Below are 22,232 nucleotides of genomic sequence, written 5' to 3'. Positions count from 1 at the left end.
GCGACCTTCGTCGGTGCGCCTCTCTTGCCCGCTCCACCGCCCCTGCGGTGTATGTGCCTTCCGAGGATTCGAATCCCCGATCTCGGTTCCTCCGACGGCAGATCCACCGCTGGGGGACGCGAGGAGCCTGCGGAAGGGGGCGGGAAGGCGAGTAGCCCGCTGAGCGGAGGGGGATCGCCCTAGACTTGAGGCCATGACTTCTCGATGGCGCGCCGTCGCGCAGGCGACCGGTCTCACCGCCCCCGATGGATCCACCCGCCCCACGATCTTCGCCGAGATGTCGGCGCTCGCGGCGCGATACGAGGCCGCGAACCTCGGCCAGGGGTTCCCCGACGCCGACGGGCCCGAGTGGATCAGGGAGCTCGCCGTCGAGGCGATCCGGGGCGGCGCCAACCAGTACCCGCCCGGGCGCGGGATCCTGCCCCTTCGCACAGCGATCGCGGAGCATCAGCGCAGCCGCTACGGCATCGACCTCGACCCGGAGACCGAGGTGCTCGTCACGGCGGGCGCCACCGAGGCGCTCGCGGCGAGCATCCTCGCGCTCGCCGGGCCCGGCGATGAGGTGGTCACACTCGAGCCCTTCTACGACTCGCACGCCGCGTGCATCGCGATGGCCGGCGCCGAGCACGTCACCGTGCCGCTCGCGCCGACCGCCGACGGGTTCCGGCTCGATCCCGAGGCCCTGCGGGCGGCCGTCGGCCCCCGCACGCGCCTCATCCTGGTGAACACCCCGCACAACCCGACGGGTACGGTGCTCTCCGCCGAGGAGCTGCGGCTCATCGCCGAGGCGGCGGTCGAGGTCGACGCCGTGGTCGTCACCGACGAGGTGTACGAGCACCTCACCTTCGACGGCCTGAGCCACACGCCCCTCGCCACGCTGCCGGGCATGGCCGAGCGCACGCTCACGATCTCCTCGGCGGGCAAGACCTTCTCGCTGACCGGCTGGAAGATCGGTTGGGTCTCGGGCCCCGCCGCGCTCATCGAGGCGGTGATCGCGATCAAGCAGTTCCTCACCTACTCCGGGGGCGCGCCGTTCCAGCCCGCCGTCGCCCGCGCGCTCACCGAGGGGCGGGCCGACGTCGACGAGCTGCGGGACTCCCTCGCACGGCGCCGCGATCTGCTCGTGGCCGGTCTGCGCGAGGCGGGGTTCGAGGTGAACGTGCCGGGGGGCACGTACTTCGTGTGCGCCGATGCGACGCCGTTCCTCACGTCCGAGATGCCGGACGGCGCCGCCTTCGCCCGCGCTCTGCCCGAGCTCGCGGGCGTCGCCTGCGTCCCACTCTCGGCGTTCTGCGCCGAGGGTTCCGCGACGGCCCGGGCGCTCGCGCCCTGGGTGCGGTTCACCTTCGTCAAGGACGAGGCGACGCTCCGCACCGCCGTCGAGCGACTGCACGCGCTGCGCACCTCCTGACTCGAGCGCCTCGCGGCGGGGTCTCTCCGTGTACGGGGCCGCTCCGCCCGGACCCCGTACACGGAGAAGAGCCGGGCCCCGCATCGCGGGACCCGGCTCTTTCGGCGGAGATAGGGGGATTTGAACCCCCGGTCGAGTTGTAGCCCGACCCTTCATTAGCAGTGAAGTCCGTTCGGCCGCTCCGGCATATCTCCGTAGAACATCCTACGCGACGATACTCGGCTCACGAAATCGGTGCCGAGTTCTCCGACGACTATCAGACTAGAAGACCGTCCTGCCCGCGGAGCACGTCTGGTTCGCCGCGCTCTGGCCAGTGACGCCAGGCGGCAGCTGCACCGGGCCGTCGCTCGCCCCCTCGGTCGGAGGCGTCTCGCCCTCGGTCGGGGGCGCCTCCCCCTCGGTCGGAGGGGTCTCGCCCTCGGTGGGCGGCGTCTCACCCTCGGTCGGCGGGGCCGCCGGATCCTGCCCCTCGGCCTGCACGCCCTCGCCCGTCGCGGTGACCTCGAAGGCCTGTCCGCTCGCGATGATCTCCATCAGGAGGTCGCCCGCCTCGCTGTCGGGGGTGAGCCGGCCGGCCTGGTAGGGGTGCGTCTGCGTGGGGTACTGCACGAAGTTGATGCGCTCGAGGTCGATGTCCTTCACCGTGCTGGCCACCCGCTGCATGAACGATACGTCCGCCATGTTGCTCGAGAGGGTCATGTTCTCGACGCCGGCCTTCGCGAGCGAGTACACCTTCGCCGGGTTGCCGAGCGTGTCCGCGCTCCTCAGCTGGCGCACCATGCTCGACATGAACACCTGCTGGTTGCTGATGCGGCTCGTGTCGCCGCCGTTGCCGACGCCGTAGCGGGTGCGCAGGAACTGCAGCGCATCGCCCCCGACGAGGGTGTTGTCGCCGGCGGGCAGCGACAGGCCGGTCATCGGATCCTCGATCGGCTGGGTGAGGCACACGTCGACGCCGCCGATCGCATTGGACATGGCGATGACGCCGTCGAACGTGATGAGGCCCGCATACGGGATATCGAGGCCCGTGAGCTCCTGCAGGGTGCGCGCCACGCAAGGCAGGCCGCCCTCGCTGAGGGTGGAGTTGAGCTGCTGCTCGCTCATCGCCGGGAAGTAGTCGGGTTCCCCGTTCGGGCCGGGGCAGCTCGGGATCGGCAGCATGAGGTCGCGGGGGAAGCTGATGACGGTCGCGTTCTGATGGTCCGCGGAGACGTGCAGCAGCAGGTTCACGTCGTTGAGCTCGCCGGTCTCGCCGTCGTCGAGGCTCTGACCCTCGCGCGAGTCCGAGCCCACGAGGAGGATCGTGAGCGGCCCGTCCACGGCCTCCGAGCCGGCGCCGACCGCATCGGGGGTGTCGGGGTTCAGGTCGACGGTCTTCACGTCGGACCACAGCCCCCACGCCGCGTACGCGACCACGGAGGCGCCGCTGAGCGCCATGACGAGCACGGCCGTGAGCAGCACGCGGCCGGCGTTCAACCAGCCGCTCGAGCGGCGAAGCCTGCCGTGGCGAGCGCTCGCCATGCGGTCCACCTCTTCGCTGTGTCTACGCGCCATTCCGTCCCCGTTCACGTGGCGGGCCCGAGGTCGGGCCCACGAATACCTGAACGAATGTACCCGAAGCCGCTGGAAGCGCCCTTGGAGCGGTGCCGCGCACGATCGCAGACGACCCGACGACACCTGCATGCCCGGCCAGAAACAGGATCTGACCGGGCATTCGTGGCGGAGGGTAGGGGATTTGAACCCCTGAGACGGGGTTACCGCCTGCTTGTTTTCAAGACAAGTTCCTTCGGCCGCTCGGACAACCCTCCGCAGACGAGCCTACAACACGGCTTTACCGGACGCGGCCCGGAGAGGCACGGAGTATCCCCGCTCGGGGAGCGAGTTCCAGAGGCCGGTTTCGGGCACGCTCCCCCGAGGAGCCGGAGCGCGCACCCGGCGTGACCGACGCCGGTTACAGGAGCCCGGCGAAGCGGTCCCGCAGCGCGGCGAGCAGGCCGATCTCCTCGACGGTGCCGGTGACGCGGGAGGCGACCGCCTTCACCTCGGCCGTCGCCTGCCCCATCGCGACCGCGTCGCCGTGCCGGGCCACCCACCGCAGCATGTCGATGTCGTTCTGCCCGTCGCCCGCCGCGAAGACCCTGGAGCGGTCGATCCCGAGCCGGGCCGCGACCACCTCGAGCGCGCTCGCCTTGTTCACGCCCTCGGGGGCGATGTCGAGCCACGCTGTCCACCCGACTGCGTACGCCACGTTCACGAGCCCCATCGACTCGACCACCTGGAGGAAGTCCTCGAGGTGATGGTCGGGCGAGACCACCACGACGCGGGTCGCCTGGACGCCGAGCAGCTCGTCGAACGAGACCTGTCGCTGCGCCGCGGGCAGCGTGCCCGCCGGGATCGGCTCGGTGTAGAGGAAGGTGCCGTCCGTCACCTCGACGGCGAAGCGGGCCGTGACGAGGTGCGATCGGATGCGCTGCAGCACGTCGGTCGCGTCGAACGCCTCGACGTACTCGCGGCGGTAGGAGCGCTCGGCGAGGGGATCGCGTCTCAGCGTCACCGCGCCGTTGGAGCAGATCACCCACTCCGGTCGGATCCGCAGCTGCTCGACCACGGGGAGCGTGGCGTCGACCGAGCGCCCGGTCGAGACGACGACCTCGTGGCCGGCCTCGTGCAGGGCGCGGATCGCGGCTCCGAGCTCGGGTTCGAAGGTGCTGTCGTGGAACAGCACCGTGCCGTCGAGGTCGAGGGCGACGATGTGCCGATCCGCCTGCGCGACTCGCGTGGCCGCCATGCTCACGCCCTGCCGAGCGGCTCGAGCACCTCGAGGCCGCCGAGGTAGGGGCGCAGCGCCTCGGGCACCGTCACGCTGCCGTCGGCGCGCTGGTGCGTCTCGAGGATCGCCACGATCCAGCGCGTGGTCGCGAGTGTGCCGTTGAGCGTCGCGACGGGGGCCGTCTTGCCGCTCTCGGTGCGGAAGCGGGTCGCCAGCCGGCGCGCCTGGTACGTGGTGCAGTTCGACGTCGAGGTCAGCTCGCGGTACGTGCCCTGCGTCGGCACCCAGGCCTCGATGTCGAACTTGCGCGCGGCGCTCGAGCCGAGATCGCCCGCCGCGACGTCGATCACGCGGTAGCCGAGACCGAGCGACTGCAGCATCTCCTCCTGCCACGCGACCAGGCGGTCGTGCTCCGCCTCCGCCTCAGCGGGATCGGCGTAGACGAACATCTCGAGCTTGTTGAACTGATGCACGCGCAGGATTCCGCGGGTGTCCTTGCCGTGAGAGCCGGCCTCGCGCCGGTAGCAGGTCGACCAGCCGGCGTAGCGCAGCGGACCCTCCGCCAGGTCGAGGATCTCGTCGGCGTGGTAGCCGGCGAGGGCGACCTCGCTCGTGCCGGTCAGGAAGAGGTCGTCCTCGGGCAGGTGGTAGACCTCGCTCGCATGGTCGCCGAGGAAGCCCGTTCCCCGCATCACCTCGGGGCGCACCAGCGTGGGCGTGATGAGCGGGGTGAAGCCGTTCGCGAGCGCCCGGTCGAGGGCCATGTTCATGAGCGCGAGCTCGAGCCGCGCCCCGACGCCGCGCAGGAAGTAGAACCGGGCGCCCGAGACCTTGGCGCCGCGCTCCATGTCGATCGCGCCGAGCAGCTCGCCGAGCTCGAGGTGGTCGCGCGGCTCGAAGTCGAAGCCCGGGATCTCGCCGACCTCGCGCAGCGTGACGAAGTTCTCCTCCCCGCCCGCGGGCACCCCGTCGATGACGATGTTCTCGACCCGCATCGCGATCTCTCCGAAGAGCGCCTCGGCCTCCTTGGCGCGGGCCTCGGCGTCCTTCACGCGGGCGGCGAGCGCCTGCGCCTGCGAGATGAGCGCCGGCTTCTCCTCCTTCGAGGCGGCCTTCACCTGCTTGCCGAACTGGTTCTGCTCGGCGCGCAGGCTCTCGAACTCGGCGAGCGCGGCTCGGCGCGCCTCGTCGGCGGCGAGCGCCTGATCCACCACCGCCTCGTCGTTGCCTCGTGCGCGCTGCGAACGCTTGACGGCCTCGGGGTCGGTGCGGAGCAGAACGGGATCTATCACACCGGCAAGTCTAGCCGCGACGCCCCTTCGGGTCGCCAGGGCGCCACCGATGCGAGCGGTACCCTGGTGCTCATGGTCGATACCGTCGCACGCCCGCAGCCAGGCGCGGCCGTCGTGTATCAGCCCTTCAAGACGGATCTGCCCGCTCTGCGGGCGGCGGTGCGCCGGGAGGAGGCCGGGGCGGGCTGGGCTCCGACCCGCTGGTACGAGACCGCTGAGCACGATGCCGGCGTCGCGGCGACGGAGCAGGCGATCGCCGACGGTGCGAGCGTGGTGCTCGCCTCGGGCGGCGACGGCACGGTGCGCGCGGTCGCGGAGGCGCTGCGCGGCACCGGGATCCCGCTCGCGGTCGTGCCGCAGGGCACGGGCAATCTGCTCGCCCGCAACCTCGGCATCCCGCTCACCGGCATGGGCGAGATCGTCCGCGCAGCCTTCCGCGGGCACAACCGCCCCATCGACCTCGGCGTCGTGCGCATCGTGCGGCAGGACGACTCCGAGGACGAGCACGTCTTCCTCGTACTGGCGGGGATGGGGCTCGACGCCCGCACCATCATGGCGACCCGGGCGACCCTCAAGAAGCGGCTCGGCTGGCTGGCGTACGTCGACGCCGGCCTGCGCACGATCGTCAAGGACGCTCCGCTGCGCATCCACTACTCCGTCGACGGCTCCGAGCCGAGGGCCCTCACGGTGTACACGGTGATGATCGGCAACTGCGGGCTCATGCCGGGCGGCGTGCTGCTGATCCCCGACGCCGCCGTCGACGACGGGCAGCTCGACGTGGTGGCGCTCCGGCCGCTCGGCGCGTTCTCCTGGCTGCGCATCTGGAACAAGATCGGCTGGGAGAACGGGGTGCTGCGCAAGACGAAGACGGGTCGCAAGATCATCGACCTCGCCAACGACACCCGCAACGTCACCTACGTGCGCGCCACCCGCTATGCGCTGTCGGTTCCCGAGCCCGAGCCGGTGCAGCTCGACGGGGACGACTTCGGTCTCGCGCTCGCGGTGAACGGGAAGGTCGACCCCGGCGCGCTCCTCGTGCGGACCCTTCCGCATTGGCGCGGCCGGTAGCCGGACGCGGAGCGTTCGGATACCAGCCGCGCTGGCGCTACCGCGCCAGACCCACGGAGCGAAGCGAGGGGTGGCGGCCCCGATATGTGAACGCGGAGCGTTCACCGGGGCCGCGGTGCCGCTTCGCGGCAGCCCACGGAGCGAAGCGAGGGGTGGCGGCCGGTAGCCGGACGCGGAGCGTTCACCGGGCGTCAGGCGTCGCCGTCGGGGGTCCCCTCGATCACGCCGCGCAGCCAGTCGCGGGCGTCCCGGAAGGTCTCGTCGTCGTGCACCCTGCGCGTGGTCGCGGCGACGCGGTCCGCCCGGGGATAGGAGCCCAGGAAGACGACGCGCGGGCTGTATCGCTTCACCCCGAGCAGCGCGTCGGCGACGCGCTCGTCCATGACGTGCCCCTCGGCGTCGATGACGAAGCGGTACCGCCCCATCCGATCCCCGATCGGGCGCGAGGCGAGCAGCGTGAGGTTCACCCCGCGGGCCGCGAACTGCTCGAGCAGTTCGAGCAGGGCGCCGGATCGATCCTCGGGCAGCTCGACGATGAGGCTCGTCTTGTCGGCGCCCGTGGGCGGCGCCACGGGCGCCGTGCGGCCGACCAGCACGAAGCGCGTCACGGCGTCGGGGTTCTCGGCGATGCCCTCCGCGAGCACCTCGACGTCGTAGTGCTCCTCGATGCCGGGCGGAGCGATGGCCGCGTCGACGCTCGAGTCGGCCGCCACGAGGTCGACCGCGGCCTGCACGTTCGAGGTCGCCGGCAGGTGGCGGTGGCGCGGGATCTGATCGTCGAGCCAGGCGCGGCACTGGCCGTAGGCGACCGGATGCGCCGCGACCACGCCCACGTCCTCGAGCTTCGTGCCGGGGCGCGCCACCAGCACGAAGCGCACCGGCACCAGGTACTCGCCGATGATGCGCAGACCCGAGATCGTCGCGAGCGCGTCCTGCGCGACCGTGACGCCGCCGTCGATCGAGTTCTCGATCGCGATCATGGCGGCGTCGCTGCAGCCCGTGATCACGTCGTCGAGGGCCTCGCCGAGGTTCGCGACGGGGCACCACTCCTGGCCCGCGGCCTCGGGCACCTGCTTCAGCGCCGCCTCGGTGAACGTGCCGGCCGGGCCCAGGTAGGAGTAGCGGCGGCGTGCGTCGTGCGAGGCGTCTGACATGGGATCAAGCGTACCGCTCGCGGGGCCGCCCGCCCCGCCGCACGGGGCCTCGTTGCGGGGCGAAGGGCGCGAGAGACTCCGGCCCCCGCGCCTGGCTCGCGCCGGTGCGGAACGCCGGCGCGAGCCGGTCAGCCGAGCACGCGGGCGACGAGCGCCCGCGCCGCCGCCTGCACCTCGGCGAGGTGCTCGGGCCCGCGGAACGACTCCGAGTAGATCTTCATGACGTCTTCGGTGCCGGAGGGGCGCGCCGCGAACCATGCGTGGTCGGTCTGCACCTTGAGCCCGCCGATCGGCGCATCGTTGCCGGGCGCCGAGGTGAGGATTCCGGTGATCGGGTCGCCGGCCAGCTCGGTGTCGGTGACATCGTCGGGCGAGAGCGCTCCCAGGCGGGCCTTCTGATCGGGGGTGGCGGCCGCGTCGACGCGCGCGTACGCCGGCTCGCCGAAGCGATCGACCAGCTCGCGGTACCGCTCGGACGGCGACTGCCCCGTGACGGCCTGGATCTCGGCCGCGAGGAGGGCGAGCAGGATCCCGTCCTTGTCCGTGCTCCACGCGGAGCCGTCGAAGCGCTGGAACGAGGCGCCCGCGCTCTCCTCGCCGCCGAACACGACGTCGCCCGAGGAGAGACCCGGCACGAACCACTTGAAGCCGACCGGCACCTCGAGCAGCCGGCGCCCGTGCGAGGCGACCACGCGGTCGATCAGCCCCGAGGAGACGAGCGTCTTGCCGATCCCGGCCTCCACCGGCCAGTCGGGGCGGTGCGACAGCAGGTAGTCGATCGCGACGGCGAGGTAGTGGTTCGGGTTCATCAGGCCGCCGTCGGCGGTCACGATGCCGTGCCGGTCGGCGTCGGCGTCGTTGCCCGTGACGATCGGGAAGTCGTCGCGGTACGCGTCGACGGTGGCCATGACGGACGCCGAGGAGGGATCCATGCGGATCTTGCCGTCCCAGTCGAGGTGCATGAACGCCCACTGCGGGTCGACACCGGGGCCGAGCACCGTGATGTCGAGGTCGTAGCGATCGCGGATCGCAGCCCAGTAGGCGACGCTCGCGCCGCCCAGCGGGTGGGCCCCCAGACGGATCCCCGCCTTGCGGATGGCGGCGATGTCGATCACGTTCTCGAGATCCTCGACGTAGTTGCCGAGGAAGTCGTAGCGGCCGACAGGGGTGCCACCGATGCCGTCCTCGGTGGCGCGCGGGATCGCCGAGACTCCGCTCTTGAGCAGCTCGTTGGCGCGTTCCGCGATCCACCCGGTCGCGTCGGAGTCCGCGGGCCCGCCGTGCGGAGGGTTGTACTTGAATCCCCCGTCCTTCGGCGGGTTGTGGCTCGGGGTGACCACGATGCCGTCGGCGCGATCGGGATCGTCGGCCGCCCGCCCGCGGTTGTGGGTGAGGATCGCGTGGCTCACGGCCGGGGTCGGCACGTAGACCTCGTCGCCGCTGCCCGAGCGGGCGAGCACCCGGACGCCCGCCGCCGACAGCACCTCGCGCGCCGTGTGCTCGGCCGGGGCCGAGAGGGGGTGCGTGTCGGCGCCGATGAACAGGGGACCCGCGATGCCCTGGGCCGCGCGATACTCGGCGATCGCCGCGCTGATCGCGACGATGTGCGCCTCGTTGAACGAGCCGTTCAGCGAGGAGCCGCGATGCCCCGAGGTGCCGAAGACGACCCGCTGCGCGGGATCCGCCGGGTCGGGCGCGACCTCGGCGTACGCGGTGAGCAGTTCGTCGACGTCGACGAGATCCTCGGGTTGGGCCAGTCGGCCTGCGCGCTCGTGCATATCCATAGTGTGCCAGTGACCACCGACTTCTGCACCCGCCACACTCGCGAGAGCCGCGCACCTCGTTTCCCGGATCCGGCGGAAGCACGCCCACACAGCGGGAGCACTGGCTGCGGAGCAAGGCGCAAACCGCGAACAACCTTCCCGGGAACCCGCGCAGGGGCTACAGTTGCGCCATGGATTTCCGGCAGCTGGAGTATTTCGAAGCAGTGGTAAAAGCCGGATCGGTGTCTCAGGCGGCGAAAGCGCTGAACATGACCCAACCTCCGCTCAGCTCCGCCATCTCCCGTCTTGAGCAGGAGGTAGGAGTGCAGTTGCTCGTGCGTTCGCCCCATGGCGTGCGCCCCACCAGCGCCGGAAGATACCTGCTTTCGCAGGGCGGGATGATGCTCGCCGCGCGGAACCGCGTCGAGCGAGTGCTGAAGCTCATGGGTACGGGCCTCCTGGGGGAGCTGCGCATCGGCGCCGAACCCATGGTGATCCACGAAGTGATCGCCGACGTGCTCTCGAGCTTCGCGGCGCTGGCTCCTGACGTGCGAGTCGCACTGACCGATACCAACCCTCGAGCCGTCCTTGAGGGGCTCGGCACCGGCGAGTTTGATATCGGCTGCATTCCGTGGGCGCCAGAGGACATCGCGACTCCCATCCGGGAGCGATTCGACTGGCTGCCACTCAGGAAGATCGACCTGCGGTTGGCCGTGCCGGCTGCAAGAGCCGCGGAGCGGCACCCAGAAGGCCGGGACTGGGGCCGCTGGATCCTGCCCCACCGAGTGCCCGGCATGCCGGGCATGCTCGAAGCAGTGGAGTCGGAACTCGCCGGCACACCGTCGTTCGATTCGATCCTGGTCTCGAATCCGCAGACCGCCATCCCCCTCGTCGCTGCCGGCATAGGGGTGTCTCCGAGCACCGAGAGGATCTGCGCGCACGACCCGAGGGTGGGGGCGGCTCCTCCTCCGCGCTGGCTCAAGCCGATGCAGGTCACACTTGCACTCCGCAAAGGCACCGAGCGGACGCCCCTCATCACCCGTTGGCTCGACCTTGCCACGTCGATGGCGGGTTCGGACCGCGCCACTAAGAGGCTGGTGAGGGCGACCGCTCCCAGTTGACGGATCGTGCGGCGGCACCGGGCGTATGCTGCACCATTGTCTAGCGTATACCCGGGAGCCTTCACGACGCTCCCCGATAAAACTCCTGTTCATTAGGTCTTTTAAGCGCTCTCACCTCGAACTCCTCCCGGCTCCTGATGCGTGCGAGCGCCCTGTGAGAGCACCGTTTCGCATGCCCCCCGTTGACACTTCGTATACCCCTCGCACAAGATCTTCCCCAGATGCACCGCCCGAGGCGCGCAGTCAGGATCGCGACCGGGTATCGGCGTCTTTCTGAGCCTGCGGCGACCTTCCGCCGAAGGCCGTAGTTTGCGATTTCCAATGTCGGAGAGGACAGCGATCGACGATGACGCAAGAGCATGATTTCGGTGGCGTTGAACAAGCCCACCGGCCGTTCACGGGCCAGGAGTATCTCGACAGTCTGAATGACGGCCGTGAGGTGTGGATCTACGGCGAGCGCGTCGAGAACATCGCCAAGCACCCGGCATTCCGCAACTCGGCCCGCATGATCGCCAGAATGTACGACGCGATGCACGACCCGGCTCGCAAGGACGTGCTGACGACCCCCACCGAGTGGGGCGGCTACACGCACCCCTTCTACCGCGCCGCAACGACGGTCGAGGAGCAGGTGAAGTCGCGCGACGCGATCGCCGAGTGGCAGAAGATCGCCTGGGGCTGGATGGGCCGCTCCCCCGACTACAAGGGCTGCTTCCTCGGCACGCTCGGCGCGAACGCCGAGTTCTACCGCGGCTTCGAGGAGAACGCGCGCAACTGGTACCGCAAGGCCCAGGAGAAGACCTACTACATCAACCACGCCATCATGAATCCGCCGGTCGATCGAGCCTCCGGCGAGGATGCCGGCAAGGACGTCTTCATCCGGGTGACCCGCGAGACAGAAGAGGGCATCTACGTCTCGGGTGCGAAGGTCGTCGCGACGGGATCGGCGCTCACCCACTACACCTTCATCGGTCACGTCGGCCAGGTCGCCATCCAGGACCCGGCGTACTCGCCGGTGTTCATCATGCCGACGAACTCTCCTGGAGTGAAGCTGCTCTGTCGTGTCTCGAACGAGTACCGCGCCGGTGTGCTCGGCAGCCCCTTTGATTACCCGCTCTCGAGCCGCCTGGACGAGAACGATGCGATCCTCGTGCTCGACGACGTGTTCGTGCCCTGGGAGAACGTATTCATCCACAACGACCTCGAGCAGGCGAACCGCTACAACGTGCACTCGGGCTACCTCGAACGCGCCTCGCTGCACGGATGCACCCGCTTCGCCGTCAAGATGGACTTCCTCGTCGGTCTGCTCTCCCGTGCGCTCGATGTCACCGGTGCCGGCGGCTTCCACGGCGTGAAGTCACAGCTCGGGGAAGTCATCGCCTGGCGCAACACCTTCTGGGCGCTCTCGGATGCCATGGCCAAGAGCGAGGTGCCGTGGAAGAACGGCATGATCCAGCCCGACTCGCACTTCGCAGGTGCCTATCGAGTCATGAACCAGCTGGCCATGCCGAAGATCAAGAACATCATCGAGCAGATCGTAGCGAGCGGCCTCATCTATCTGAACTCGCACGCGATCGACTTCGACACCCCTGAGATCAAGGGATACCTCGACACCTACCTGCGCGGCACCGGCGGCATCACCGCCGAGGAGCGCGTGAAGGTCATGAAGATGCTCTGGGATTCGATCGGCACCGAGTTCGGTGCTCGCCACGAGCTCTACGAGATCAACTACATCGGCAGCAACGACGTCACGCGCCAGACCAATCTCTTCGGCGCGATGAACACCGGCACCCTCGAGTACTGCCGCGGCTTCGCGCAGTCGGCGATGGACGAGTACGACCGCGACGGCTGGACCGTGCCTGATCTCGTGAACCCCGACGACATCAGCATTCTCTCGAGAGCCTGATCCGACCGGCCTCGCCACGAGCGAGACCGACATCCCGGTGGCTGCACCGGAACCCGGGGCGGAGAGATCCTCCCCGCCCCGCACCAACAACTGTTTTCAAGGAGGAGAACATGGCAACCGCAGTGGACCTCGCCCAGGTCACCTACATGGCGCCCGACCTCGATGCCATGGAGGGTTTTCTCACAGCCTTCGGCATGACGAAGGCCGAGGGCAGCGACGCTGAGACGCTGTACATGCGCGGCACCGGCCCGCAGCGCCACATCCACGTGACGCGTAAGGCCGAGAAGCAGCGCTTCATCGGAGCTTCGTTCGAGATGGCTGCATTGGCCGACCTCGAGGAGCTCGCCACTTTCGAGGGATCGGGCCCGGTCCAGGAGAGCACCGAGCCCGGTGGCGGCTACGAGGTCATCATGCACACCCCCGACGGCATCGAGATCAAGGCGATCTGGGGTCGCGAGAAGGCCGAACCGATCTTCGATCGCGAGCCGAACCTCTTCAACAACATCCGCGACAAGAATCGCGTATACGATCCGGTGCGTGCGCCCGTCGCACCTGCCACCATCGCGCGGCTCGGCCACTTCGTGCTCCACGTCAGGGATCACGATGAGACGATGGCCTGGTTCAAGGCGCGCTTCAACTGGCTCGATTCCGACTACTTCCTGCCCCCGGGCCAGGACGGTCCGATCGTCGGCACCTTCGTACGCCTCGACCTCGGCAAGCAACTCGTCGACCATCACTTCGCCCTGATCCTGCAGTCCGACTGGGTAGGGGTGCACCACTCCGCGTTCGAGGTCATCGATCTCGACGCGGTCATGGCCTCGCACGACTACCTGGTCGAGCAGGGCTACGCTTCCGACGTGGGCGTCGGCCGTCACCTGCTCGGCAGTCAGGTCTTCGACTACTGGAAAGATCCGTTCGGGTTCCGCATCGAGCACTACACCGATGGCGATGTGGTCGACGCCGACTTCAAGCCGGGTAAGTTCAACGGAACCGCCAGCGAGACGACGCAGTGGGGCAACCGCCCGCCACTGGAGTTCTTCCAATGAGCGCCAAGACCGCAGCCGAGTCACGGGACGGGGTCTGCTTCTCGCTCGATGCTGAGACCCGTGTGAAGCTCGAGCGCGTCGGGTCGGCGAATGTAGCGAACGTGCTGCTCGGCCACGGTTTCCGGAACATCATGATGCCGGGGCTGAAGCCGTTGAATGGCTCGCAACGGCAACTCGTCGGGCCGGCGTACACGCTGCGCTTCATCCCCGCCAGAGAAGACATCGATTCGATGGGCGACTACTCCCGCGACGACAACCTGCACCGCATCGCGATCGAGCAGTGCCCGAGCGGCGCCGTGCTCGTCGTCGACGCGTTCGGCTGTCTCGGAGGCGCGTCCATGGGCGACATGATGGCTGCCCGCCTCGTGCATCGCGGCGTCGCCGGCGCCGTGACCGACGGCGGCTTCCGCGATATCGACGCGATCGCGCAGACCGGACTCCCCTGCTATCAGCGGGAAGCCGCGCCCGCGGCGACACCGATCCGCATGCATCCCATCGCTCTCAACGAACCCATCGGCTGTGCGGGCGTGGCCGTCTACCCCGGAGACGTGCTCGTCGGTGACGGCGACGGCGTTGCCGTGATCCCCCGCGAGCTCGTCACGGAAGTCGCGGAGGCGGCACTCGCCGCGGTCGAGTACGAGCAGTTCGCGGCCCGCGAGATCGCCCGGGGCAGGTCGATCCTCGGCCTCTTCCCTGCCACTCCCGAGAGCCGCGTCGAATACGACGAATGGGTCGCCGCCGGGCGCCCCGAGCAACACTGACCCAGAACCCCAGGAGCACAACCATGAACATCTCCCCCGAAAGCCTCGAGAAGCTCGTACACGAGACCGACCTCGTCGAGGACGAATGGATCGACTACCCCGAGTACGGTTTCCGCCAGTACTTCCTCTTCAAGAACCCCGAGACCGGCGCTTCGATCGCTCTGCTCGACTACGAGCAGGGCGGGCGGATCCCGACCAAGCACACCCACGCCTCGAACCAGTTCATGTACTGCGTGAGCGGGGATTACGAGTACGTCGATTCCGGCCTGCGCCTCAGGCCCGGCTCGTTCTACATGAACCCGAAGGACCATCCCCATGGCCCGACCATCGCCCACGAGAAGAGCGTGCTAGTCGAGATCTACGACGGCCCGCACTACTACGAGAAGCCCGAGTATCACACCGATGAGACCATCGGCGATTTCCTCGCCAAGGACTGATGGCCGACTCGGCAGCGGTCTCGCGACCCGCTCCGACGGCCGGCCTCCCACCCACCAACCGAAAGAGACGCACATGTCCACCACCACACTCTTCGATGCCGACGAGGCGCTGGCCGCCGCGGGCATCGAGGACATCAATTCCGGCGCCTACTCCTCTTCGGCCGGCTGGGCTCCGACCGAAGGTCGCGAGCTGATCGACGCCGTCTGCCCCGCCGACGGCGAGGTCTACGCCAGGGTCGCATCGGCGACCGCCGACGACTACGAACGGATCATCGTGGAAGCCGAGGAGGCGCAGCGCCGCTGGCGCATGGTGCCGGCGCCTCGTCGCGGCGAGTTCGTGCGCCGCATCGGCGAAGCCGTCGAAGACAACATGGACGCACTCGCCGCCATCGTGGCAATCGATACGGGCAAGTCGATCATGGAGGCCAAGGGCGAGCTGCGCGAGACCGTCGACATGGCGATGCTCGCAGCTGGTCAGTCGCGCATGATGTACGGCTTCTCGCAGCAGTCGCAACGGGTCGAGCACCGCATGTACGATCAGTGGCTGCCGATCGGGGTCGTCGGCATCATCAGCGCCTACAACTTCCCCGCCGCCGTCTGGGCGCAGAATGGGTTCCTCTCCGCGATCACCGGCAACACCGTCATCTGGAAGCCGAGCCCCAAAGTGCCCCTCACCGCGCTCGCGATCCAGCGCGTCGTGAACCGAGTCGCCGAGGAGATGGGCCACCAGGGCGTCTTCTCGCTCTTCATTCCCGGTGACAACGCCGTGGGCGAACTGATGGTGCGCGACACCCGTGTCGCGATGATCTCGTTCACCGGCTCCACCGGTGTCGGCAAGCTCGTCGCCGACATCGTGAGCAGCACGCTCGGTCGCCGATACCAGCTCGAGTGCTCGGGCAATAACGGCTGCATCGTCGACGAGACCGCCGATCTCGCCCTCGCGGCGAAGGCGATCGCGTTCGGCGCGGTCGGGACGACAGGCCAGCGCTGCACCAGCACCCGTCGCGTCATCGCGCACTCGAGCATCGCCGACGAACTGGTCGAACTCATGGGCCGGGCATTCGCTCAGGTGAGGATCGGCGACCCGCGCGACCCAGGCACGCTCGTTGGCCCGCTCATCGACGACGGCGCCGTCGCCGACTACCGTGTGGTGATCGATCGGGCCGTCGCCGACGGCGCCACCCTCGCCTACGGCGGGCAGACGATCGATCGTCCGGGCAGCTACGTGGAGGCGGCGATCCTCACCGGAGTGCGGCCCGACTCGCACGCGGCGCAGGAGGAGACCTTCGTGCCGATCGTCTCCGTGCTCACCTACGAGACGCTCGACGAGGCGATCCGGATCCACAACGACGTCGCCCAGGGCCTCGCCTCGGGAATGCACAGCACCAACATGATGAACATCGAGGCCTTCCTCTCGGCTCGCGGCAGCGACTGCGGCATCGTGCGCATCAACATGGGGACCACGGGCGCCGATGTCGGCGCAGCTTTCGGCGGGGAGAAGGAGACCGGCGGCGGTCGCACCGCGGGCTCTGACGCTTGGAAGGGCTTCGCGCGCCGCCAGAGCGTGTGCATCAACTGGAGCGGGACGAGCGCCTGGGACGACAGGATCTCGCTCTGAGCCAGATGGACCGCTCCACCCACATCACGACAGACAAGGAATAGCAAGCAATGCAGAAAACACGCGTCACCACCGAACAGGTGCCCGAGCCCGCACCGGGCACCTGGTCGAACTGCCTCGCCATCGGCGAGCTGATCTTCGTCTCGGGCATGACCGCCCGGGGAAAGGACCGCGAGACCGTGCTCGGAGACAACGAGTACGAGCAGGCGAAGGTTGTCTTCGAGAAGATCAAGCACCTCGTCGAAGCCTCCGGCGCGGCGATGGACGACATCGTCAAGATGACGATCTTCGTTACGAACATCGCCAACAACCTCCAGGTATGGGAAGCCCGCAAGGAGTTCTTCTCCGGCGACTTCCCCGCCTGCACGCTCGTCGAGGTCTCGAACCTCGCGAAGCCCGAGATCCTGCTCGAGATCGAGGCGATCGCGATCGCCGGCTCCTCTCGCGGAGAGTAGCACCCGGGCTGCTGCACGAATACATCGTGCAGCAGCCCCCTCATCCCCTCCCACGAGTCCGGCCGGTCCTCGAAGATGAGCGGCGATCCGGACCTTCAGAAATGAGCACTTCCCATGAATAGCAATGCTGACAGCGGCGTCAAGCAACAATCCAACCTCGCGCGTGCCGCGGAAGACCACTCTCTCCAGCGTGTCCCCGACGGCGAGCGGCAGAGCGGCTGGAAACTGGCGCTGAGCCCGATCTCGGTCGCCACCGCCCTCGTCCTCTTCGCCGTCGGCGGCTTCTCCATCATGCTCGCGGGCTTCAGCATCGGCATGGTCTCAGGCGTGGTCGTCGCGATCATCGGTGTCTTCCTCGGCAAGGCGCTGGGCACGATCGGTTTCCGCACCGGCGTCTCGAGCACCGTCACCTCGCGCATCTTCGGATTCGGCCAGAAGGGCTCGGTCCTCGGATCCGCGATCTTCGCCTTCATGATCCTCGGCTTCCTGGCGCTCGAGTCGGCGCTGCTCTACGAGGGCACGCTCGTCATGTTCTCGCTCGAGGACACCCTGATGACGAAGGTCTGCATCTACGGCGTCCTGACGCTCGCGTGGATCCTGCTCGCGATCTTCGGGTTGAAGCTCGCGCTCCGAGCGAGCGCGATCATGACCACCATCACTCTGCTCGTCACCGTCTGGCTCATCATTCAGATCTATGTGGTCCAGGGGACGAACCCGCTCGACTTCTTCACCTACGAGGGTATGGTCCCCGGAAACGGCTGGGCGAAGTTCCAAGCCGCATTCGGCGTCATGGGAGCCACCGCGGGCACGATCGCACTCGTGACGATGGACTTCTCGCGCTATGCGCGGTCCGACAAGGACGTGTCGATCCTCGCCGCAGCGGGTCCCATCACGCAGAACATCATCATGACGGTCCTCGGCGGCATGGTCACGGTGGGCGCCGTTCCGCAGGTCGTCGACTACCTCCTCGCCCGCAACGCGGGCATGAGCCCGGAGGAGGCCGGCGCGGTGGCCGGCGGCTATGTCATGGGCAACACCGGGGCCTTCTTCGTCATCTTCGCGGGCTGGCTCGGGTTCCTCACCATCTACGCGGCGCAGGCCAAGGCCCAGGCCATCAACGCGTACTCGGGGTCGCTCACTCTCGTGAACATCGTCGACGCGCTCACCGGCCGCCGGCCGGGCCGCCCGCTGATGGTCGTCGTCGGCAACGTCATCGCGCTCATCATGATCGCAGGCGGCATCCTCGGGAAGTTCACCGAGTGGCTCTCCTATCTCGGCGCCATGACGTTCTCGATGGCCGCCATCATGATCGTCGACTTCTACATCGTACGAAGGGGCAAGTACGACCCGAGCAGCGCGAAGGTCGAGAACTGGAACTGGGCCGGCCTCATCACGATGGCGATCGCCGCCTCCGTCGGCATCGCGCTCATGGTCACCGGGACCTTCTCGATCGGCTTCATCATCTCGCCGTTCGTCGTGCTCATCGTCTATCCCATCCTGCGCAAGCTCCTTCCCGAGGGCACGGCATCGTCGTACGCCGAGGCGAACGACGTCTTCGAGGAAGCGCGGTAAAGGTCGTACGACCTCAGGAACTCCGGGCCCGACGGACCCGCAGCAGAACAACCGAAAGGCAGTACCGTGTCCGATTTGATGTGGAACACTGAGATCTTCACCTCCGCCGAGCGGGCGAAGGCCGTTGCGACCGAACACGCAGTCCCGACCATGCAGTCGGACCAGCGCCTCCTCCGCAACACGCTCGGCAACTTCGCCACCGGCGTCGCGGTGGTCACCTACGAGTCGAAGGGCGAGTATCACGGCGTGACGGTGAACTCCTTCACCTCGGTGTCGATGGATCCGCCCCTCGTGCTCATCTCCCTGATGCGCTCGTCCCGTGCGCTCAACTACTTGATGGAGCGGCCGTTCGCCGTCAACATCCTCGGCAACGAACAGCTGGCCACGGCGCTCCAGTTCGCCGGCAAACCACAGGAGGGCCACGAGATCGAGTGGGTCACCGAAGAGCAGGCGCCGCGCATCAACGACTCGCTCGCCTTCTTCCAGTGCCAGCCCTGGGCCGGCCATGACGGCGGCGACCACGTGCTGCTGCTCGGCGAAGTGCAGTCGTTCGGCCAGCGCGATGAGAGCAAGCCCCTGCTGTTCTACCGCGGCCGCTGGAGCGAGCTCGCTGCAGCCGAGAACACCGCCTGAGCTTCGCGGCAGCCCGCTGACCCCATCGACACGGAACACACGAAACGGAAATCATCATGACCACGTCACCCGAACGGAGCGTCCGGATCGCGCAGCTGATCACCGCGATCGACGGTCTCCGCGACCTCGTCGAGCGCGAGGCCCCCGCTTCCGAGCGCCTGAACCGTCCCACCCCAGCCGTGCAGGCAGCGCTGAAGGACACCGGCGTGTTCGACATGCTGGTCGACGAGGATCGCGGCGGCTACGGAGCCCGGCCGACCGACATGCTCGAGATCATCGAGCACGTCTCCTACCTCGACCCGTCGCTCGGCTGGCTCGTACGCGTCATCACGAGCGAGACCGCGAATGCCACCGAGCATCTCCCCGCCGACGTGCGCGAGGAGCTCAGCGCCGCGAACGGGGAGTTCCTCGTCGCGGGGCAGTCCACGCAGCACGGCGGCAGCGCCGTGCGCGAAGAGGAGGGCTACCGCATCTCGGGAACCTGGAAGTACGCCCCCGGCCTCGCGATGGCCACGCACGTGGCGCTGTGCGTCGAGCTCGAAGGGTCGGATCAGATGCTCATCGCGATCGTCGCCCGCGAGCAGGTCTCGATCCTCGACGAATGGAACGCTCTGGGCCTCCGCGCCTCCGCGAGCTTCGACTACACGGCGAAAGACCTGCTGGTGCCGGAGCGCTTCGTCTTCCGACCCGAAGCCGACCAGCAGCACGCGACCGAATTCGGGTCGAAGCTCGGCCCCGCCCTGGTATCGGGCCTCAACCAGGGCGCGTGGGCGCAGGGAGTCGGCCGCCGGATGATCGACGAGCTGCGGGACCTCACCCGCGACCGGCTGGACACCGGTGATGAGGAGCTCGTGAGCGACGAATTCTACGCCGAGTTCGCCCGCCACTACTCGCATGTCAAGGGCACGATGGAGCTGCTCCGTTCGACGTGGCGAAACAACGAGGATACGCTGCTCGCAGACAGCCCGCTCTCGGACGAGCAGGAGACCATGACCCGTCTCGCCTCGTCACTCTCGACTCGGACCGTGCTCGAGATATCCCAGCTGATGCATCGCTTCGCCGGTGCGCACGTCATGCGCAACGGCACCATGCAGCGCCTCTTCCGGGATGCTCACGCAGGCACCCAGCATCGTGCCACGGGGCAGGTGGTCGCACAAAACTGCGGCCGCATGCTGGTGGGCGCGCTGCCCCAGGGTTCGCACTGGGGTTACTTCGACCTGGTGATCCCCGAATGAGAATCGCGACGATCGAGCACGGCGGCAGCACCACCGCCGTCAGAGTGGACGAGGGCCGACTGACGCCGATCGATGGTTACGCCGACGCCGGTGAACTGCTCGCAACGGGCCGATGGGAACAACTCGCGGCCGAGGCTTCCGGGCCCAGCATCACCGCATCGGACGCGGTCTTCCTGCCCCCGGTTCTCGAACCGGGCAAGATCCTCTGCATCGGCCTCAACTACCGCAAGCACATCCTCGAGATGGGCCGAGAACTACCGGAGTACCCGAGCGTCTTCGCGAAGTTCCCCGAGACCCTCACCGGGGCAGCAGCCGATGTCGAGTCGAATCCCCTCGATTCCGCTATGGATTGGGAGGGCGAACTCGCCTTCGTCATCGGCGATCGAGCCTACCGCGTCGACGAGACCGCGGCCGAGTCCTGCATCGCCGGTTACACCGTGGCGAACGACATCTCGATGCGGAGCTGGCAGAACCGTACTCCCGAGTGGTTGCAGGGGAAGATGTGGGCGCGCACAACGCCCGTCGGCCCCGTCCTCGTCACCCGTGACGAGTTCGACCTGAGTTCGGCCGTGCTGCGCACCACCGTCAATGGTGAGACGGTGCAGGAAGAGGAGCTCTCGGACCTGCTCTTCTCTCCAGCGCAGCTCATAGCCTATCTCTCGCAGATCCTCCCGCTGAACCCGGGCGACCTCGTGCTCACCGGTACGCCCGGCGGAGTGGGTCATGCACGGCGCCCCCAGATGTACCTCCATGAGGGCGACACTGTGGAGGTCGAGATCACCGGCCTCGGTGCGGTAAGGAACCGGATCACCGCTCCGGCCTGAGCAGCGGCGCTGTCTCATCCCCCGGGGCCGGATCCGTCTCGCATCTCGTAGTGAGGAACCGGTCCCGCCTGATACCGCTCGCGCGCAGTCCACGCCACTGTGGAGACCGCGGACCGCAACGCAACACTCCGTTCACATCGTCGGGATACCCTGGGATCCCGAGCCCACGAGCGGAAGACGGTGCGCGACATGAGCACGCAGGATCAGCAGGAGCCCCAGGATCCCCGGGCCGGCATCGAGTGCTGGCTCACCGACATGGACGGCGTGCTCGTCCACGAGAACCGCGCGATTCCCGGCGCCGCCGACCTGATCCGGCACTGGCGCGAGACCGAGCGGCCCTACCTGGTGCTCACCAACAACTCGATCTTCACGGCGCGCGACCTGAGCGCGCGCCTCGCCGCCTCCGGCCTCGACGTGCCCGAGGACCGCATCTGGACGAGCGCCCTCGCCACCGCCGCGTTCCTGAAGCAGCAGAAGCCCGGGGGCAGCGCGTTCGTGATCGGCGAGGCCGGGATCCTGACCGCCCTGCACGACGCCGGCTACGTGATGACCGAGAGCGACCCCGACTTCGTGGTCGTCGGCGAGACGCGCAACTACTCGTTCGAGGCGATCACGAAGGCGATCCGCCTGATCGACGCCGGCGCCCGGTTCATCTCGACGAACCCCGACGCCACCGGGCCGAGCTCGGAGGGGCCGCTGCCCGCGACCGGCGCGATCAACGCGCTCATCACGAAGGCGACCGGCAAGGAACCCTACATCGTGGGCAAGCCCAACCCCATGATGTTCCGCTCGGCCCTCAACCGCATCGGCGCCCACTCCGAGAACACGGCGATGATCGGCGATCGCATGGACACCGACGTGGTGGCCGGCATGGAGGCGGGCCTGCACACGATCCTCGTGATGACCGGGATCGCCGACGAGCGGGAGATCGAGCGCTTCCCGTTCCGCCCGGACGAGATCCTGGAATCGGTCGCGGAGCTGCTGCCCGCGGAGGCCTAGCCGCGTTTAGGACCCGTCCGGAGCTTGCGGAAGAGCATCTGCACGAGAATGAACACCAGATACAACGAGAACGCCACATTCCCCCAGAACGGATCGATCCACGCCGCCAACAGCGTCCCGAACGGCACGCACACGCACGCCGCGAGCCCCACGAACACCGCCGCACGCAG

The 22,232-nt window shown here is 68.2% G+C and carries 19 protein-coding genes and 2 tRNA genes; 14 read left to right on the top strand and 7 right to left on the bottom strand.

The features are described 5' to 3' along the window. Positions 1-193 precede the first annotated feature (193 nt). A complete protein-coding gene (locus JD276_RS10165; RefSeq protein ID WP_200115543.1) occupies positions 194-1,411 on the top strand; it encodes a pyridoxal phosphate-dependent aminotransferase in 1,218 nt (405 codons plus the stop codon). 105 nt (positions 1,412-1,516) lie between these two features. Here JD276_RS10165 and JD276_RS10160 read toward each other — a convergent pair. The 5 genes from JD276_RS10160 to serS form a co-directional block, all read right to left on the bottom strand. Next, positions 1,517-1,605, bottom strand: a tRNA-Ser gene (locus JD276_RS10160). A 67-nt stretch (positions 1,606-1,672) separates the two neighbouring features. Next, the gene (locus tag JD276_RS10155; protein WP_233615588.1) at positions 1,673-2,932 is read right to left on the bottom strand and encodes an LCP family protein; all 1,260 of its coding nucleotides are present in this window, start codon (positions 2,930-2,932) and stop codon (positions 1,673-1,675) included. A gap of 196 nt (positions 2,933-3,128) precedes the next feature. Further along, positions 3,129-3,219 (bottom strand) — tRNA-Ser (locus JD276_RS10150). Positions 3,220-3,362: 143 nt separating this feature from the next. Beyond that, positions 3,363-4,199: an HAD family hydrolase gene (locus tag JD276_RS10145; RefSeq protein WP_200115541.1), complete on the bottom strand. Its 837-nt coding sequence runs from the start codon at positions 4,197-4,199 to the stop codon at positions 3,363-3,365. Positions 4,200-4,201: 2 nt separating this feature from the next. After that, a complete protein-coding gene (gene serS, locus JD276_RS10140; RefSeq protein ID WP_200115540.1) occupies positions 4,202-5,473 on the bottom strand; it encodes a serine--tRNA ligase in 1,272 nt (423 codons plus the stop codon). A gap of 72 nt (positions 5,474-5,545) precedes the next feature. Here serS and JD276_RS10135 point away from each other — a divergent pair, with 72 nt between their 5' ends. Beyond that, on the top strand, positions 5,546-6,541 hold the full coding sequence (locus JD276_RS10135) for a diacylglycerol/lipid kinase family protein (RefSeq protein ID WP_200115539.1): 996 nt from the start codon (positions 5,546-5,548) through the stop codon (positions 6,539-6,541). A gap of 191 nt (positions 6,542-6,732) precedes the next feature. Here the strand turns inward: JD276_RS10135 and pheA are convergent, their stop codons facing one another. Then, positions 6,733-7,695 carry a prephenate dehydratase gene (gene pheA, locus JD276_RS10130; RefSeq protein WP_200115538.1) on the bottom strand — a complete coding sequence of 321 codons (963 nt, stop codon included), beginning with the start codon at positions 7,693-7,695 and terminating at the stop codon, positions 6,733-6,735. Between the two features lie 128 nt (positions 7,696-7,823). Beyond that, positions 7,824-9,473 (bottom strand): phosphoglucomutase (alpha-D-glucose-1,6-bisphosphate-dependent), encoded by a 1,650-nt coding sequence (gene pgm / locus JD276_RS10125; protein ID WP_200115537.1) that lies wholly within the window; start codon positions 9,471-9,473, stop codon positions 7,824-7,826. Between the two features lie 176 nt (positions 9,474-9,649). On the opposite strand from pgm, the gene JD276_RS10120 reads away from it, so the two are divergent. The 12 genes from JD276_RS10120 (at position 9,650) to JD276_RS10065 (ending at position 22,062) form a co-directional block, all read left to right on the top strand. Beyond that, the gene (locus JD276_RS10120) at positions 9,650-10,579 is read left to right on the top strand and encodes a LysR family transcriptional regulator (RefSeq protein ID WP_200115536.1); all 930 of its coding nucleotides are present in this window, start codon (positions 9,650-9,652) and stop codon (positions 10,577-10,579) included. Positions 10,580-10,925: 346 nt separating this feature from the next. Further along, positions 10,926-12,482 carry a 4-hydroxyphenylacetate 3-hydroxylase N-terminal domain-containing protein gene (locus tag JD276_RS10115; protein ID WP_200115535.1) on the top strand — a complete coding sequence of 519 codons (1,557 nt, stop codon included), beginning with the start codon at positions 10,926-10,928 and terminating at the stop codon, positions 12,480-12,482. A 110-nt stretch (positions 12,483-12,592) separates the two neighbouring features. Further along, positions 12,593-13,528, top strand: a complete 936-nt coding sequence (locus JD276_RS10110; protein WP_200115534.1) for a VOC family protein — start codon at positions 12,593-12,595, stop codon at positions 13,526-13,528. Next, the gene (locus JD276_RS10105; RefSeq protein ID WP_200115533.1) at positions 13,525-14,289 is read left to right on the top strand and encodes an RraA family protein; all 765 of its coding nucleotides are present in this window, start codon (positions 13,525-13,527) and stop codon (positions 14,287-14,289) included. The genes JD276_RS10110 and JD276_RS10105 overlap by 4 nt, the downstream gene beginning before the upstream one ends. A 23-nt stretch (positions 14,290-14,312) precedes the next feature. Then, a complete protein-coding gene (locus JD276_RS10100; protein ID WP_200115532.1) occupies positions 14,313-14,726 on the top strand; it encodes a cupin domain-containing protein in 414 nt (137 codons plus the stop codon). A gap of 73 nt (positions 14,727-14,799) precedes the next feature. Continuing rightward, the gene (locus JD276_RS10095) at positions 14,800-16,344 is read left to right on the top strand and encodes an aldehyde dehydrogenase family protein (protein WP_200115531.1); all 1,545 of its coding nucleotides are present in this window, start codon (positions 14,800-14,802) and stop codon (positions 16,342-16,344) included. A 50-nt stretch (positions 16,345-16,394) separates the two neighbouring features. Further along, positions 16,395-16,799, top strand: coding sequence for a RidA family protein (locus JD276_RS10090; protein WP_200115530.1), 405 nt, complete (start codon positions 16,395-16,397; stop codon positions 16,797-16,799). Positions 16,800-16,913: 114 nt separating this feature from the next. Then, the gene (locus JD276_RS10085) at positions 16,914-18,371 is read left to right on the top strand and encodes a purine-cytosine permease family protein (RefSeq protein WP_200115529.1); all 1,458 of its coding nucleotides are present in this window, start codon (positions 16,914-16,916) and stop codon (positions 18,369-18,371) included. A gap of 78 nt (positions 18,372-18,449) precedes the next feature. Then, positions 18,450-19,004 carry a flavin reductase family protein gene (locus tag JD276_RS10080; protein WP_233615587.1) on the top strand — a complete coding sequence of 185 codons (555 nt, stop codon included), beginning with the start codon at positions 18,450-18,452 and terminating at the stop codon, positions 19,002-19,004. Positions 19,005-19,060: 56 nt separating this feature from the next. Then, on the top strand, positions 19,061-20,239 hold the full coding sequence (locus JD276_RS10075) for an acyl-CoA dehydrogenase family protein (RefSeq protein WP_200115528.1): 1,179 nt from the start codon (positions 19,061-19,063) through the stop codon (positions 20,237-20,239). Next, positions 20,236-21,063: a fumarylacetoacetate hydrolase family protein gene (locus tag JD276_RS10070; RefSeq protein ID WP_200115527.1), complete on the top strand. Its 828-nt coding sequence runs from the start codon at positions 20,236-20,238 to the stop codon at positions 21,061-21,063. The genes JD276_RS10075 and JD276_RS10070 overlap by 4 nt, the downstream gene beginning before the upstream one ends. Before the next feature lie 189 nt (positions 21,064-21,252). Next, positions 21,253-22,062, top strand: a complete 810-nt coding sequence (locus JD276_RS10065) for an HAD-IIA family hydrolase (RefSeq protein ID WP_200115526.1) — start codon at positions 21,253-21,255, stop codon at positions 22,060-22,062. Positions 22,063-22,232: the final 170 nt, after the last annotated feature.

This window comes from Leucobacter chromiisoli, from assembly GCF_016522505.1.
In the GTDB taxonomy this organism is placed as follows: Bacteria; Actinomycetota; Actinomycetes; order Actinomycetales; family Microbacteriaceae; genus Leucobacter; species Leucobacter chromiisoli.
The sequence above is the reverse complement of the archived record's forward strand: the minus strand, read 5'-3'. Positions and strand labels throughout refer to the sequence as shown.